General features: G+C 45.0%; 15 protein-coding genes and 1 pseudogene. 11 read left to right on the top strand and 5 right to left on the bottom strand.

Features of this window, described 5'->3' with window-relative positions; translation table 11 throughout:
- Nucleotides 1–278: 278 nt before the first annotated feature.
- From SK36_RS18105 to SK36_RS18095, 4 genes are all read right to left on the bottom strand, one after another.
- Nucleotides 279–1,631 carry a DUF1173 family protein gene (locus SK36_RS18105; protein WP_048222205.1) on the bottom strand — a complete coding sequence of 451 codons (1,353 nt, stop codon included), beginning with the start codon at nucleotides 1,629–1,631 and terminating at the stop codon, nucleotides 279–281.
- 129 nt (nucleotides 1,632–1,760) lie between these two features.
- Nucleotides 1,761–2,183: a putative zinc ribbon protein gene (locus SK36_RS23985; RefSeq protein ID WP_075261801.1), complete on the bottom strand. Its 423-nt coding sequence runs from the start codon at nucleotides 2,181–2,183 to the stop codon at nucleotides 1,761–1,763.
- A gap of 82 nt (nucleotides 2,184–2,265) precedes the next feature.
- On the bottom strand, nucleotides 2,266–2,931 hold the full coding sequence (locus SK36_RS25085) for a YagK/YfjJ domain-containing protein (RefSeq protein WP_231593085.1): 666 nt from the start codon (nucleotides 2,929–2,931) through the stop codon (nucleotides 2,266–2,268).
- Between the two features lie 650 nt (nucleotides 2,932–3,581).
- The gene (locus SK36_RS18095) at nucleotides 3,582–3,788 is read right to left on the bottom strand and encodes a helix-turn-helix transcriptional regulator (RefSeq protein ID WP_048222199.1); all 207 of its coding nucleotides are present in this window, start codon (nucleotides 3,786–3,788) and stop codon (nucleotides 3,582–3,584) included.
- A 364-nt stretch (nucleotides 3,789–4,152) separates the two neighbouring features.
- On the opposite strand from SK36_RS18095, the gene SK36_RS18090 reads away from it, so the two are divergent.
- The 10 genes from SK36_RS18090 (at nucleotide 4,153) to SK36_RS18045 (ending at nucleotide 11,051) form a co-directional block, all read left to right on the top strand.
- Nucleotides 4,153–5,364, top strand: coding sequence for a hypothetical protein (locus tag SK36_RS18090; RefSeq protein WP_048222197.1), 1,212 nt, complete (start codon nucleotides 4,153–4,155; stop codon nucleotides 5,362–5,364).
- A 373-nt stretch (nucleotides 5,365–5,737) separates the two neighbouring features.
- Nucleotides 5,738–6,172, top strand: a complete 435-nt coding sequence (locus tag SK36_RS18085) for a hypothetical protein (RefSeq protein ID WP_048222195.1) — start codon at nucleotides 5,738–5,740, stop codon at nucleotides 6,170–6,172.
- 19 nt (nucleotides 6,173–6,191) lie between these two features.
- Nucleotides 6,192–6,995: a hypothetical protein gene (locus SK36_RS18080; RefSeq protein WP_048222193.1), complete on the top strand. Its 804-nt coding sequence runs from the start codon at nucleotides 6,192–6,194 to the stop codon at nucleotides 6,993–6,995.
- A gap of 243 nt (nucleotides 6,996–7,238) precedes the next feature.
- A complete protein-coding gene (locus SK36_RS18075) occupies nucleotides 7,239–7,688 on the top strand; it encodes a hypothetical protein (protein WP_048222191.1) in 450 nt (149 codons plus the stop codon).
- Between the two features lie 71 nt (nucleotides 7,689–7,759).
- Nucleotides 7,760–8,581, top strand: a complete 822-nt coding sequence (locus SK36_RS18070; RefSeq protein WP_048222189.1) for a DUF932 domain-containing protein — start codon at nucleotides 7,760–7,762, stop codon at nucleotides 8,579–8,581.
- 69 nt (nucleotides 8,582–8,650) lie between these two features.
- Nucleotides 8,651–9,121, top strand: coding sequence for a RadC family protein (radC, locus tag SK36_RS18065; protein WP_038636854.1), 471 nt, complete (start codon nucleotides 8,651–8,653; stop codon nucleotides 9,119–9,121).
- Nucleotides 9,122–9,129: 8 nt separating this feature from the next.
- Complete coding sequence (locus SK36_RS18060; protein ID WP_048222188.1) at nucleotides 9,130–9,351, top strand: DUF987 family protein; 222 nt, start codon at nucleotides 9,130–9,132, stop codon at nucleotides 9,349–9,351.
- Between the two features lie 31 nt (nucleotides 9,352–9,382).
- Nucleotides 9,383–9,739 (top strand): type IV toxin-antitoxin system YeeU family antitoxin, encoded by a 357-nt coding sequence (locus SK36_RS18055; protein ID WP_048222186.1) that lies wholly within the window; start codon nucleotides 9,383–9,385, stop codon nucleotides 9,737–9,739.
- Between the two features lie 41 nt (nucleotides 9,740–9,780).
- Complete coding sequence (locus SK36_RS18050) at nucleotides 9,781–10,101, top strand: TA system toxin CbtA family protein (RefSeq protein WP_048222184.1); 321 nt, start codon at nucleotides 9,781–9,783, stop codon at nucleotides 10,099–10,101.
- A 113-nt stretch (nucleotides 10,102–10,214) separates the two neighbouring features.
- Nucleotides 10,215–11,051 carry a DUF4942 domain-containing protein gene (locus tag SK36_RS18045; RefSeq protein WP_048222183.1) on the top strand — a complete coding sequence of 279 codons (837 nt, stop codon included), beginning with the start codon at nucleotides 10,215–10,217 and terminating at the stop codon, nucleotides 11,049–11,051.
- A gap of 200 nt (nucleotides 11,052–11,251) precedes the next feature.
- Here the strand turns inward: SK36_RS18045 and SK36_RS18040 are convergent, their stop codons facing one another.
- Nucleotides 11,252–12,124, bottom strand: coding sequence for a phosphorothioated DNA-binding restriction endonuclease (locus SK36_RS18040; protein WP_082138890.1), 873 nt, complete (start codon nucleotides 12,122–12,124; stop codon nucleotides 11,252–11,254).
- Between the two features lie 140 nt (nucleotides 12,125–12,264).
- Here SK36_RS18040 and SK36_RS18035 point away from each other — a divergent pair.
- Nucleotides 12,265–12,889, top strand: a pseudogene (locus SK36_RS18035) (HNH endonuclease).
- Nucleotides 12,890–13,617: the final 728 nt, after the last annotated feature.

The raw sequence follows: 13,617 nt of genomic DNA, 5'->3' as shown, positions 1-13,617 counted from the left end.
CATGCCAGCAAATCTTGCACCAAACACAACATCAGCTTTACATCACTGTGGATGGGTGCAATTGATGTGGTATGGGCAGATTAAGATGCAGTTATGATTCATGCTGAACCTGTGGTTTTTCAGCTGTATGTACAAGCTCTTAATTGTGAAAGGTTATGAATGCGGCTCCAGATTGCTGTACTCAGTAAATCTTCATAGGACTGAAAAACAGTTCACCAGCTTTGCTGGCACACCTCCATTTAGCGTTATTCTGCCCGCTTTCCCCTTCAGAATGGCATTTAACACTTGGTTTCCATTTTTTCTACTGGATACTTGGATTCGTAATGTTTTTTTCGTTGTGGGAAGGTCGGTATTTCATCGCTTCTCGGATGCCTTACAGCGTCCCATGACCACCAAGTATCATCAAACTCCTGTTGATACCATTTTTCTTTCACGGTCCTGTGCTGTAAATAATCTTCAGTATCCAGCCCCCATACTTCGAGGGGAACGAAGTCTGAACCATTGACATCGGTGAGTATGAAGTCGGGATGGTATTGATCTTCTGCAGAATCATAAATCAATGGCTTGATAAACTCGCGTCGTTCCTTAGCTAGCTTTTCTTCAATGATCCCTTCGTAAGCTGAATCGAGTGGAATCCACTGTTCACTCACCATCATTAAAACAACCTGACGAACACTTGCGGAAAAATATTCCTGGCCAGACTTTTCAGCTATTTTTTTTACAGGTACGTCGGTGACAGCAATAGCAATGATTTTACCACCACGCTGCCACCATGCTACATCACGTGGAAATCTGGCTAAGGACCTTTCCCAACGTGAACTATCGATGGTGAGATAAGGCATCCCGGCAGGAGGGCTGCTCTTCGTTGTTCCTGCTAGAGGCAGATTATTGCCAACATTCATAGTTGGAGACCATGCATTAAGTTCTGAGATAGCGATCAGACGGCGACTTTTCGCACAGGCGTAATTCACAGCCTTCTTATTGGCGTGCTCGTTTCCTTGTCGCAATAGAACATCGGCCAGAATTGTGCGGCTTTGTTTAATGCTACTGGCTTCCTTATACAAACGGTTCATTACTGTTGTCAGTTTTCTCTTTCCTTCCAGATATGGAGCCCATTCGTTTAGCCCTGTATTTTCCCAAAGCAAATGAAGAAGACCTAACATCTTCATTTTCCTAAGACGTTCGACTTGCTTTCTTTCCCTTGGAGGATGTATTGCAGCCGGAGCTGCGCGTTCAGGGTCCGACGTCGATACGCGTAACGAAAAATCTAATCCGATACGAAGGGTTCCGTCCTCTTCTTCCCTGACAGCCGCTGATGAATATGCTTTTGCACCACTATCAGTATTTATACGAGAGTAGTATGAGCAGGATGGTTTGTGCCGAGGACCGGTGTTTGGGTTACGACAGAGAGTGAATGGGCCGGAGCCTTTGTTGCTTCTGACATAAAGCTTAAGTTCCTGAGCTGGATCACAGCAGCAGGTCGCAATGTAATTGCGGTTATCCCTGGCAAGTTTAAGTGAGTGCTGGAAAAAGTTGGGTGGCGCGGATTTTTGTTGCTCAGGCGAAAAGTAATACGGTTTTTCTTTATCAAGAAGATGTACGCAGACCTTTGGCTGTTGCTTCCTTTCCATTGACTTCACCTTTGTGATTGTCTTCCAGTTGATGTTTTATCGCATTCGCCAAGATTGTTCAAATATCCCACATTTAAATAATGGGTTATAGATCTGCAAGTCGCAGCGCCAAAACTCAGGTGGTAAGAACTAGGCACTAATTGCATAGATCCAATCTTCACATTGCGGGCATAACTTTTCACCATTCCAACAGATATGGCACCAGCTACAACGCCATTTTTGCTTAGTCGTTTTGCAGGGAAGGCGACGGGAGTTCCCTGGTCGTAGAGGAGCGAACGTTACGCGTAGCGTCTGTTTTGGAGGTTTACTCCCGATGGCTAAATTTTTTGCAGATTTGCTGTAAGGGCAGGCGGCGAGTTTGCTTACCGTTTCCCGGCGCAGTGGTGTATGAACAAAACTTTTTATGCCAGTGAGACCATCAATAATAACGCTAATTTTCACTCTACAGAATTCGCAGAACAGGCTATCGTAATCTTCCTGCATCACAGTGTCAGGCGCGACCCGCTCGCCATGATGGGTAACAGCAAAAGGCGCATAAACAGGCTTATACATAATTAACTCCGGAATGAATGAAAGATGCCCGTGAGAACACAGGCATCCAGGGGAATGCTGACGCTTTTGACTGGAAGTGGAGTTACGGTGGCTGAGTCCGTTTCCTGCCACGTTTGCTCTTCGTGTTAACGGCTTTAATTTCACCTCGCCCAAAGGTTCTGGCGTTGCCGGGTAAGGCCAGGCGCGCGAACGTATCTATCTTGGTCAGATAGGCCACAGCACGCTGTAGCCCTTCCTGCTTCAAGATGTCGCCATACTTCACCATCCCTGTACCAGGCTTCTCATAACGTTCATGTTGTGCATTACAGTTGAAGTACGTACCTTTGCCTTTAGTAATCACTTTTGCCCAGTACTCACCAAACTGAGTACAGATAGAGATATCACTGCGGGTTTTATTGCCATCAAGAAAGAATAAGGTGTGATAATGGAAGCCTCTGTCTGGCCCGTATTCCAGTTTCCATACCATACCCAGGACATGTTTGAATAACCGGTTGCGTTTCATATTGCGTAACAGTTGCTGGCGTTGTTGTCTCGCTATCTCAGGCGTAATACTGCCTGAATGCACTTTTGCCCATGACAGGTCCAAACGTATTGCCAGCAGTCGTGCACGCTGGTTAAAGAGATGTTGAATATAGTTTTTTATTCCTTTCAGATTCTTTACTGAATTACGCTGGTATTTCCGTAGTTCCTGCCTGAACTCTGGTTTAATCACTTCATCACGATATTCACCTACCAGCTTATTCAGCATTATGGCAGTGTTCGTTGCATCACCTTTGGTAATGGCACCGTTATGTATTCTGCAATAAAAATTATACCGTTTGAGAGTTTGTTGGAAATAAGTGATTAGCGGGTGGAGCTTACGTATTTCAAGAAATACATCAGGTATCTGGTCAAGCAGATGGATGATATCCAGCACTTCAACAATATGACAAGTCTGATTATAACCTGAGTGGTTAGCCAGTATGTTAAAGGGAAGTGATTTCTTTCTGACAAGCTTTTGCAATAACGTATAAATGCGATGAAGCTTTTCTGTGTGAATGCTGCTGTCTGATAATGTAATCACTGTAGAGTGATTACCATTATGTATCTCAGCACAGTTAAGGAGAATGTCAGTTGACTGACTCATATAGCTTGCTCTCATAAAACAGCTACAATACTTTTAGGTCATTGTGGCTTTGATGGTTTAAAGTATTTATACATGTCTGTGTTGTCGTTGACTAATGGTAATTATCATAATCAGATAAGTAATTCTGTGTGTTGGTGATTAATTGATAATGTTAATACCAATAACATAAGAACCTTTATTGGAAAGGTATGCTTATTCAGGCAGGGTAAGCTGTGAGGACTTAAAAGACATGTATAAAGTTAGTGGCGATATTTGAAGAAAAGTACAACGTTTTATTCAGCCCGTGATTCTTTAATTCTTTCATTAAGCCAGGTGATAATTTCACTTTCAAACCAGCGAGAACTGCGACCCAGTTTAATCGGTTTTGGGAATTTTCCTTCCTGAATCAGTTTATAAACCCACTTATCGGTCATTTTAGTGAAATCGACTATGAACGCCATATCAACCATCTGGTCATTGTGAATATCAATCATGTTCATGAAATGAAGTCTCCGAAAATGCTCAGGGGACACCAGTGCGGCATCTTTCATTTCATTGGGCGTATATGTATGGTTTTACTTTTTTACAGAGAGTCTCCATAGTGGGGGAAAGTCATTACTGAAAGCATGCAGGGTCAGGTTATGGCCTTTAACTATTGCGAAAAGAAAACTATCCTTACACCCCTTTCTAAAATCGAGGTGTTTTTAGATGAATTGTCAGTTGTGAAGGACAGTGCATCAAGAAAAACACTACAGAAAAACTACGAAAAAACCACCAATTGACTATGTAATGCACTACATCTATTATCAATATAAAAATAATGAAGATGCTGTAAAGTGAGTCCGGAATTCGAAGAGGTAAAATATGAATTTAAGCAAAGGAAAGAATGAGAGTTACAGGCTAAAAATAAAAACAAAAAGAGAACTGTCCGTTTTCTATTGGTTTGTAATGGAAAACAAACCCATGACCGGTTACTACCTGTCCTCACCTCTAAAAAACATGAAAAGAATAAACTCAATTTACCGAATGAGCATGGGGGATGCCTCCGGATTATTGTCTGAAATTATCAGTCATTATCATTCAGGTGCACTTGATGTTATTGTTTATTATGAAAGAAAAATAGAGTTGTTTCTTGACTCACTTCTTCCGGAGTCAGAGTTTGAATGGTTCAGGAAAAATGAGCATGCCTGTTATTTTGTGTGGTTAAGCATTAAAAAATATTGTCCTCAACTATCTTCTGAAATGCTCAATATCCAAAAGGAGGTTGTGCCACAAAAATTTAGTCATGTTCGCTCTCTGGCTGATCTATCAGTTTATGGTAATTTCAACCCAAATACTCAGCATGTAATTGCGTTAGAACCTTTTCTTTCAGAAATAAAATCGCTGCATACATATCCCACATCCCATAAAGAACGTTATAACTCCATTCTGTATTTTATGGATTTAGTTCCAGCATACTTCATTGATAAACTCTCATTTATAAAAAACATAAGATCCCAATGGGATAGCAAGTTTAAAGCAAAACGTAAGTTAAACATTCCCATGGACAATACAGAGTTATGCCAGTGGGCCTGGGAATATATGAAAAATAAACCGTCCAGGCGAATGCGTATTTACGACCAAAGCACAGACACCCCGGAGAAGAGTGCTGCATTATCTGGTGAAGATGATACCAGCCCAACATATTCTGCTGACAACAAAGATGACAACTGTAATAAGCATATGTCAGAAAGTACTTCGCAGGAAGACTACAATAAATCACCCCGCAATGACGCAGCTAATGACAAGAATTCAAAGTATAAAAGTGGCAAGAAAAAGGTAAGTTACAGAACCATAGATCTTTCTCCGGAAGGCGGCAGTACACTTTCCAAAGTTAACAGGATTGGCTGGCATGATGCATTTGAAATTATTCAGCCATCAACATCAAAAGAAATATATTTAGCTATCCATGCAGTCTGGACTTTCTATGTTGGAGGAACATTATCAGAACCAGAACTGTATCACCAGTTTAAGCGTGCCAGGGATACATACCTTACCCGTAAAAGGAAAAAAATAAAAAGAATCAGAAACAAATAACAGGGGATGAATTATCCTGTGTGGGCTGGTGAGCTTATTGTTCAGGATAAATCCTCCCCCATCAAAGCACCTTGAAAATATTCCAGATATTTTGACTCCTATATTACCCACATGAAGCCGCGCCGGTATGTATTACTGGTGTGGCTTCTGTTCATTGATCTGTCGTAACGATCGATATGCACATGCATGATAGCCAGTAGCTATCAATAATACATTATTGATCGTTTTTACGATAGATAATAACGATCAATTTACTCAAACTGATCTGTATTAACGATTATCCGCTAGCTCATTTAATCAATACGATCAGCCTGCTCTCCTTAAAACGGAAGCGGGCTTTTTTGTATCTAAATCATCAGGAAAGGAAACCAGAATGCTCAGAAACTATTATGCAACTCTGGCTGGATTACTGCTGCTTAGCCACAGTGCTAGCGCCGTACAGGCTGACCAGCAATGGGGTGACTGGTACGGGAACATCAGTGCCATGGAGTTTGAACTCAATACTCAAAATGCTTCAGGCGAAGTGCTCACACTGACCTGCACAAGCGGAAAGCTGGCTGCTGCTTACAGCGTACCTGCGGAGGATTACCGCGTCTCGTCACAAACAGGGCTTTCTGATCCTGGAGTCAGTATCAATGGTACAAACCATCCTCTGGATGAAACGACCTTTACTGCGCTAAAAGCGACAAGTCAAAAAGACGTAATAAAAATGACCTCTATGAATGCCGCTATCTCTAAAAAATTCAGCGCCAAAGGGCTGAATGAGGCACTGGCTGATGCCACATGGCAGGACTGTATTAATCATTAATTAACTGAAAGGAAACCTTATGCGTAAACTCGTTGTTTTATCTCTCAGCTCTGCAGCACTGTTTATTCCATTGGTCTCGTCTGCAATGACAATTCACGGCGACATACATCCCGAACGTTATACCTTTTTCCTGACCCAGGAAGGCAGTAGCCAACTAAAACAGGCGAATGATCGACTAGCCAAGAATCCACAGGCCTACACGCTTGACGTGAACCATACAGGCATTCAGCCCTTTGATGCAGTCCGGTGGGATGGTAAGCCTGTAAAGGCCGTCACCTGTGTGCTGGTAGACGGCATTATGATGGGGAAAAAAGCTACCTGGTCACAATGCAAAGATGAAAGTGGTGCGGAATATTTCGGTAATGCCGGATGGCCTGTTCGTGATTACGTCGCAAAAGCCTGTGAAGTCGGAAAATCAGATTGTCCTGTTTATCTTGTGCTTCAGACAGATCCGCCAACCATGCGCAGCGATATGGCGAATTTCGTACCTGCTCCTAAAAACTTTAATGCTTCTGCAAACCTGACGGATGAAATTAAAAACGACGGATGTCAGATGGCTAACAATTCTTTTGAATATGCGAAAAGCAGTATTCGTTGTTCTGCAATCAATACCGTGCGTTTTATTCGCAAACAAAATACCGAAGCCAAATATGAGGCTGATCTCACCACAACTTCAGGAGAAAACCTGACAATGACTGTCGGGTACACCTATGGGAATGCATCCAGCAAAGAACCAGGCTGGCGTACCATTTCTGTCAAAGAGGGGGGTATTATTACTGATATCCGCAAACAGGGCCAATGGCTCCCTAATGGCTACAAGTAGAGGTGTTTTCCGTGCATAGTCAAAGTGAAGTGGTTACGAACATGCCGGTTAATGAGCCCCTATGGCCCGATTGTACGTGGCAACTTGTCCTGTGCGTAGCGGGGATTACGTTGATGCGAAGCCATTCGGTCACGGTCAAGGCTCTGGGTGCAGGTTTGACAACCTTTAGCCTGATAAAAGCGATAAAAAAACTCGCCGTACTTGCCTGATGGCAAGATGCGGAGGTCACAGGATAAAAATACCATGTCTGAAAATAGCACAGGAAAACTTCGTAGCCTTACAGAAAAGCTGAATTTCCCACGCGGAAAAGCACCTGCAGAAAATCATGACACACCTTCTGAACGCTTACCGGAAAACACGGTAAAACCTTCGATAATTGGTTCTGACAAATACAGGCTGTTACTGGAAAATATTGTCATCAATGGTCTGTTGAATATTGCCGAGGATAAACTTAGTGACGATGCTTTTGTTGAAGTTATTTTCAACAAAGCATATGAGCTTTTGCCTGTCCCGGTCAGGATGGTCCTTAAGCGGGAATGGTGCCTGAGTTACCTTCAGTCGCAAAAAGCGCCGATTCTGGTGAAACTGCAACTTTACCGCGCAGGAAAGCTTAGTTCTGCCGAACTATCTGCATTGCCGTTACCAGATTCAGAAAAGGCAACATCGCAGATACAACCTTCGATTTTGCCTTAATAATCCTGCCTTTCAATCCAGGCCATCCTTCGGGGTGGCCTTTTTTATGCCGATTTTTCACAGGAGTTTTTATGACCCGTTTAGCCAGCCGCTTTGGTGCGGTGAATCTCGTTCGTCGCGACCGTCCGTTAACTCGCGACGAACTGGCGCATTATGTGCCGAGTGTGTTTAGCGAAGAAAAGCATGAATCCCGCAGTAACAGGTACACCTATATCCCGACTATTTCCCTGCTCGATAACCTACAATGTGAAGGCTTCCAGCCATTCTTTGCCTGCCAGACTCGAGTTCGAGACCAGAGCAAACGAGAGCATACGAAGCACATGCTGCGCCTGCGTCGTGAAGGTCAGATTACTGGCAAACAGGTTCCAGAAATTATTCTACTAAACAGCCACGACGGCTCCAGCTCATATCAGATGTTACCGGGGTTATTCAGAGCCGTTTGCCAAAATGGGCTGATTTGCGGTGAGTCGTTCGGGGAGGTGCGAGTACCGCATAAAGGCAACATAGTCGAGAAAGTCATTGAAGGAGCCTACGAAGTACTGGGGATATTTGACCGCGTAGAAGAGAAACGCGATGCCATGCAGTCGCTTTTATTGCCGCCACCCGCACAGCAGGCAATGGCGAAAGCCGCATTAACCTATCGCTTTGGAGAAGAGCATCAGCCGGTGACGGAGTCGCAGATACTTTCACCACGCCGCTGGCAGGACGAAAGTAACGACCTGTGGACCACTTATCAGCGCATTCAGGAAAACCTGATCAAAGGCGGGCTATCGGGGAGAACAACCAAAGGAAAGCGCGCCCATACCCGAGCAGTGAAAGGTATTGACGGTGATGTGAAGCTCAACCGTGCCCTCTGGGTGATGGCTGAGAATATGCTGCAGCTTGCTTCATGATCTCTTCCACTATTTTCCCTTAACGCCTTTCCGAAGATTCGGAAGGGCTTTTCTTTCTAAGGAACAACCATGTCTACGATCAACTTATCTCCGGTATTTCCTGCAAACGAGCAGCGAGTCATCCAGCGAGCATTACGTCTGCTGGATAAATACCAGCGTCAACCAAGTGAGTCATTTACCTCAACCAGCCTCACAAAAACATGGCTGAAACTGCAGATGGCTCACCTGGAGCGGGAAGTCTTCATCGTGATGTATCTCGACAATCAGCATTGCCTGCTGGAGCGAGAAACACTGTTTACCGGCACGCTCAGTCATACCGAAGTGCATCCCCGCGAAGTGGTTAAATCAGCCCTGAAACATAACGCCGCTGCGGTCATTCTGGCACACAACCATCCGTCCGGCACGACAGAAATCAGCCAGCAGGATAAACATGTCACTCAGCGGATTGCTAAAGCCTTGGCTCTGGTGGAAGTGCGTGTGCTGGATCATCTTGTAGTCGGGAATGAAGTGGTTTCTTTTGCTGAATGTGGCTTGTTGTGAGGTGGAGAATGAAAATTATCAGTAAGCGCCAGGCGATGCATATTTATCGTCAGTATGCCGAATCCAGGCTATCTGCCTTCTGTACAGGTCACTACCAGTGGCATGGCAGTGTATGCCATTACTATGGACGTGAAGTTCAGGATATCAGCGGCGTACTCGCTGTTTTTGTTGAACGTCGTCAGGACCGGGCAGGCCCGTACGCTATTCTTCGCTGCGTGACGGTGAACTAATCATCCCACTCAATCATTAAGGAATATATTAATGCAGTCGACCACCATATCCGGCACATCGGCGGAGGACACATCCTGCCTTCAGTGGGGATTAAAACGTAATATCACGCCGTGCTTCGGCGCTCGTCTGGTACACGAAGGCAACCGCCTATACTTTTTGGCCGACCGGGCAGGATTTAATGGCTCATTCAGTGACGATGAAGCATTGCGCCTAGATCAGGCGTTTCCACTAATAATGAAACAGCTAGAGCGGATGCTCACCACTGGAGAGCTTGATCCCCGCAGTCAGCACTCTGTCACTCTGCATCACAACGGACTCACTAGTGAAGCTGACACTCTCGGCTCTCATGGCTACGTTTACATCGCTATTTACCCCAGTCAGCCGTAACCAGGTAACACCTTCCTCTTCCTTTATCAGGGACTCAACTCATGCATATTTCAACTGTACCGGTCACGGTGCCAGTTTCGTCACGCCTGTCGCCAGTGCAGGTCTGGCAGCAACTATTAACTTATCTGCTGGAACACCATTACGGTCTAACGCTAAACGACACACCATTCCATGATGATTTCGCCATCCAGGAACATATCGAAGCGGGAATAACACTGGCTGATGCGGTGAACTTTCTGGTGGAACGCTATGAACTGATACGCACTGACCGCAAAGGGTTTACATGGCAAGATCAGACACCATTTCTGACCGCTATCGATATTCTCAGAGCCAGGCGAGCTACCGGATTAATGAATATATAAATTCTTCGAGCATCATTCCTGATTTTTACCTCTGAACTTCCCACCTTATTTATTCATCGCATAATGCGCCTGCCATTTCCGGCAGGCATGTTTGCTTTTATGGATGATTGACGATGCAAACAGAACCCGTTGTATTAACGGAACACAATGAACTCATCTGTTCGACCAGTATCGAACGAGTAGTTTCTGGCCGCGATGCTGCACTGCTGCAAATTGAACAGCTCATCCAGCAGCTTGATGCCATTTCACGGTTAACCTCTGAAGTTGGCGGTGGTACGGCGCAAGACTGGGCGATGAAAGCCGGGCACCGCTACGATAGTTGGCTGACTGAAACTGTGGATAAAGCGATCCCTGCTGTCACCCGCAATATTGACCGTAGTATCTGGCGTGATTTGATGTTGAAGTCTGGCATGATGGCATTGATGGATGCTCAGGCGCGCGACCAATGGCATAAGAACCTGGAGCAGGGTGATCTACCTGCTATCAGCGAGGTGAATATACTCAGTACTTTTGAGCAGTTACATCTGAATAAAATGGATGTATTTGAGCGTGGGATCATCAATGTGTTCAAAGGTCTGTCATGGGATTATAAGACCAATAGCCCTTGTAGCTTTGGTAAGAAGATCATCATTAACAATCTGGTGACGCATAACCGCTGGGGATTTAGTCTGAACTGGGGCTGGAGGCGGGATCAACTAGCGGATCTGGAGCGGATGCTGTTTTTACTCGATGGCAAACCGATTCCCGACAACCGTGGTGATATCTCTACCCGGTTGATGGAACATATTCGGGATAACCCTGCTAAGGATATGTACGAGGATGAGTTCTTCAGTATTCGTTACTTTCAAAAGGGAACAGCCCATCTGACGTTCAAGCGTTTGGAGTTGATAGAAAGGATGAATGACATTATTGCGAAACACTATCCGGGGATGTTAGCTAAGCCTCGTTGAAGCGGAGAGTTTCAGTTGTTTCCTGCTGGTAAAAATGGCTCAAAACTGAGACTATATACATTGCTCTAACTCGTTGATTTATAATGATAGCAAACTAAAATAAATTGAGTATACAAGTGAGTATATAACGAAGATTTAAATTTTTTAATATTTATGTAATTCAGATGTTTATATTGATTTGGCGAGTCCGGCCTTCGCACTCACCCCCGAAACACCTCCTTCCTGTGCCACTCCAAAAAACCTTCTTTTGGGTAGTTTTCGCGCACCATCGGTAGTGCTATCGGCTTAGCGTCGAAATCCCAGAACAGTCTGCCCACCATGCCGCTGCCATTCACTGCGGGTGACACCTGAACCCGCATACTTTCATCCAGCCCAATCGAACCTTTATCAAAGGCTTTATGATGAATTGCGCACAGCGCCAGGCCGTTTGAAATCTCGCACGGGCCGCCGTGCTGTTTCCATTTGATATGGGCGGCTTCAAGCGCAACTGAAGTGCTATCGTGGCGCATATTGAAGCCACAAATGGCGCATTCATAGTTATAAGCGCGCAGAACTTGCTGGCGGAACAACGGGTCCCGCTGTTTGCGGATTTGCAGGATATTAAATCGCAGTTCATCCGCGATCTCTTCCTGAATGCTTTCGGTGAAGTGTGCCTCAAGAATTTGTTGTGCCAGGGTGTTGATGAGGTTTTTGCTCTTTTTCAGCAGGGAAAAATGTTGTTCATCAAAGCCTCCGGCAACGTTGTGTGCCACCAATTCTCCGGCAGGGGGCTGTTTGTTGCTACCGGATGTTGAGCATTGCTCGGCATTTTGTAGCTCCCAGAATCCATCTCCCTGTAAGCGCCAGAAGGGCATATCCGGACGGTACTGCGCGCGCTGTGGTCCAAATCGCTCCAGTAGGCTATGCAACGGGTCGCGAACTTCCGAACCGTAGTCAAACAGGCGGCCGTGGCCCTGCTGATAACCCGCCAGCACATGAAGCAGCAGCAGAGGCTTGTGCGGCGCACGCTGCTCGCCTTTACGCCAGATGGTGATGTCGGCAACTGCCTGTTGCAGGGTTTTACTGGAAGTCATTGATTTCATTATCAGGTAAATAATTGCGATGATGCTCGCAAAATATCACCTGATCAAGAGGAGTGAGGCCGATACACTATCGACGTCACTTTATCGCTTGCCGTTATTTCAGAAAGCCTTTGGTTAAAGGAACCTGACCCATGAATGAACTCCCTGACACGCTGCCGCGCGAGTACATTATCAAGGCCATTCACGCCTATGACTCGGGCTTTTCGCACCGTTTCAAATTACGAGCTGGAATTTCAGGGGCGTCGCTATCCATCAAAAACCATTGCCGGAATTGCAGCGACGCTTTTGACGGGCAAAGCGTTTACCCCTCAGGATTTCTCCGGCGGTATTAGTTCGAAATGCGTCAGATTATTGACTGAGCAAGGTTTTTATATTGTTCAGGATAAAAATCGTGCTGCGGCGGTGAGTGACACGATCTTCCCTGAAGAACTCGAGGCGCAAACTGAATATATAGAGGGGGCAGCGACTCAGGTGACCGTGAATCGCTATGAGCGCGACCGCAATGCCCGACAGGTGGCGCTTCGCCATCACGGCTGTCAGTGCAAAGTGTGTAGCATCGATATGTCAAAGGTCTACGGCAAGATTGCCGAAGGGTTTATCCATGTTCATCACCTGGTACCCTTATCGGCAATTAAAGAAAACTACCGCTTTGACCCCATCAATGACCTGATCCCCGAGTGTCCAAACTGTCATGCCATGCTGCACCGTCGCATGCCGCCGTATACCCCAGAAGAACTGAAAAATATGCTGTGCTAAAGGCTCAATAAAGGCGCCCGCAGGCGCTTTTACCAGCTCATCCCCTTTTAACGCTTCCCCGCAATCACTCCTATAAACCCCGCACTTGCTTTTTTTATGCACCGACAACTTTTCCACTGCGCGCATTCAGACGTTTCGGGTTTGAGTCCGCAGATGGTCAACACGATGCAACCTTCTATTATCCGCATCTTCGCATCGCCCTAATAAAAACACCTGTAAATTACTTCAGTGAAAAGGATAAAATCCAGGTGAAAATAAGATCTAATAAGAGTCATTAACTCGTTATTAAGAATAAGAGAAAACCCTTCCCATCCCAATAAATATGCGGATATACGGTATTGTTCATCCGATAACTCCATCTCCATTTGCCTGCCCAAGCAGAATCACGTTCCAGAAAACAACACCTGTCTGCATCAGGTATAAAATGAGATCTAAATCACTGAAGTAAATAGCAAACTATGAAACTACAGTGTTTTGTACACTTTGCTTTACACTTTTAGTGATGTGAATCACAATTATAATCCTGTGAAGTGATCCGACTCTCACAAAACGGGGTGTACTCATTCGCCAATACATTATGAGAACAGCCTGGAAAGTTAAGTTTTCAGTATTTCCCCTCTTCGACGACATCTGATGGCAAACTGCAAATCAAAAGGCAAAAAAAAACTTGTTGAATATGAATGGGTAAAAAAAATATATGTGATTTTCATCACTCATATTTACAGCTT

Origin of the sequence: Citrobacter sp. MGH106, from assembly GCF_001037495.1 — a bacterium.
GTDB classification, from domain to species: Bacteria; Pseudomonadota; Gammaproteobacteria; order Enterobacterales; family Enterobacteriaceae; genus Citrobacter; species Citrobacter murliniae.
The sequence above is the reverse complement of the archived record's forward strand: the minus strand, read 5'-3'. Positions and strand labels throughout refer to the sequence as shown.

Excerpts from the sequence above, each read along its gene's own strand:
- SK36_RS18105 (WP_048222205.1), bottom strand. The coding sequence starts at position 1,631 with ATGGAAAGGAAGCAACAGCCAAAGGTCTGCGTACATCTTCTTGATAAA.
- SK36_RS23985 (WP_075261801.1), bottom strand. The coding sequence starts at position 2,183 with ATGTATAAGCCTGTTTATGCGCCTTTTGCTGTTACCCATCATGGCGAG.
- SK36_RS25085 (WP_231593085.1), bottom strand. The coding sequence starts at position 2,931 with ATGCTGAATAAGCTGGTAGGTGAATATCGTGATGAAGTGATTAAACCA.
- SK36_RS18095 (WP_048222199.1), bottom strand. The coding sequence starts at position 3,788 with ATGAACATGATTGATATTCACAATGACCAGATGGTTGATATGGCGTTC.
- SK36_RS18090 (WP_048222197.1), top strand. The coding sequence starts at position 4,153 with ATGAATTTAAGCAAAGGAAAGAATGAGAGTTACAGGCTAAAAATAAAA.
- SK36_RS18085 (WP_048222195.1), top strand. The coding sequence starts at position 5,738 with ATGCTCAGAAACTATTATGCAACTCTGGCTGGATTACTGCTGCTTAGC.
- SK36_RS18080 (WP_048222193.1), top strand. The coding sequence starts at position 6,192 with ATGCGTAAACTCGTTGTTTTATCTCTCAGCTCTGCAGCACTGTTTATT.
- SK36_RS18075 (WP_048222191.1), top strand. The coding sequence starts at position 7,239 with ATGTCTGAAAATAGCACAGGAAAACTTCGTAGCCTTACAGAAAAGCTG.
- SK36_RS18070 (WP_048222189.1), top strand. The coding sequence starts at position 7,760 with ATGACCCGTTTAGCCAGCCGCTTTGGTGCGGTGAATCTCGTTCGTCGC.
- radC (WP_038636854.1), top strand. The coding sequence starts at position 8,651 with ATGTCTACGATCAACTTATCTCCGGTATTTCCTGCAAACGAGCAGCGA.
- SK36_RS18060 (WP_048222188.1), top strand. The coding sequence starts at position 9,130 with ATGAAAATTATCAGTAAGCGCCAGGCGATGCATATTTATCGTCAGTAT.
- SK36_RS18055 (WP_048222186.1), top strand. The coding sequence starts at position 9,383 with ATGCAGTCGACCACCATATCCGGCACATCGGCGGAGGACACATCCTGC.
- SK36_RS18050 (WP_048222184.1), top strand. The coding sequence starts at position 9,781 with ATGCATATTTCAACTGTACCGGTCACGGTGCCAGTTTCGTCACGCCTG.
- SK36_RS18045 (WP_048222183.1), top strand. The coding sequence starts at position 10,215 with ATGCAAACAGAACCCGTTGTATTAACGGAACACAATGAACTCATCTGT.
- SK36_RS18040 (WP_082138890.1), bottom strand. The coding sequence starts at position 12,124 with ATGACTTCCAGTAAAACCCTGCAACAGGCAGTTGCCGACATCACCATC.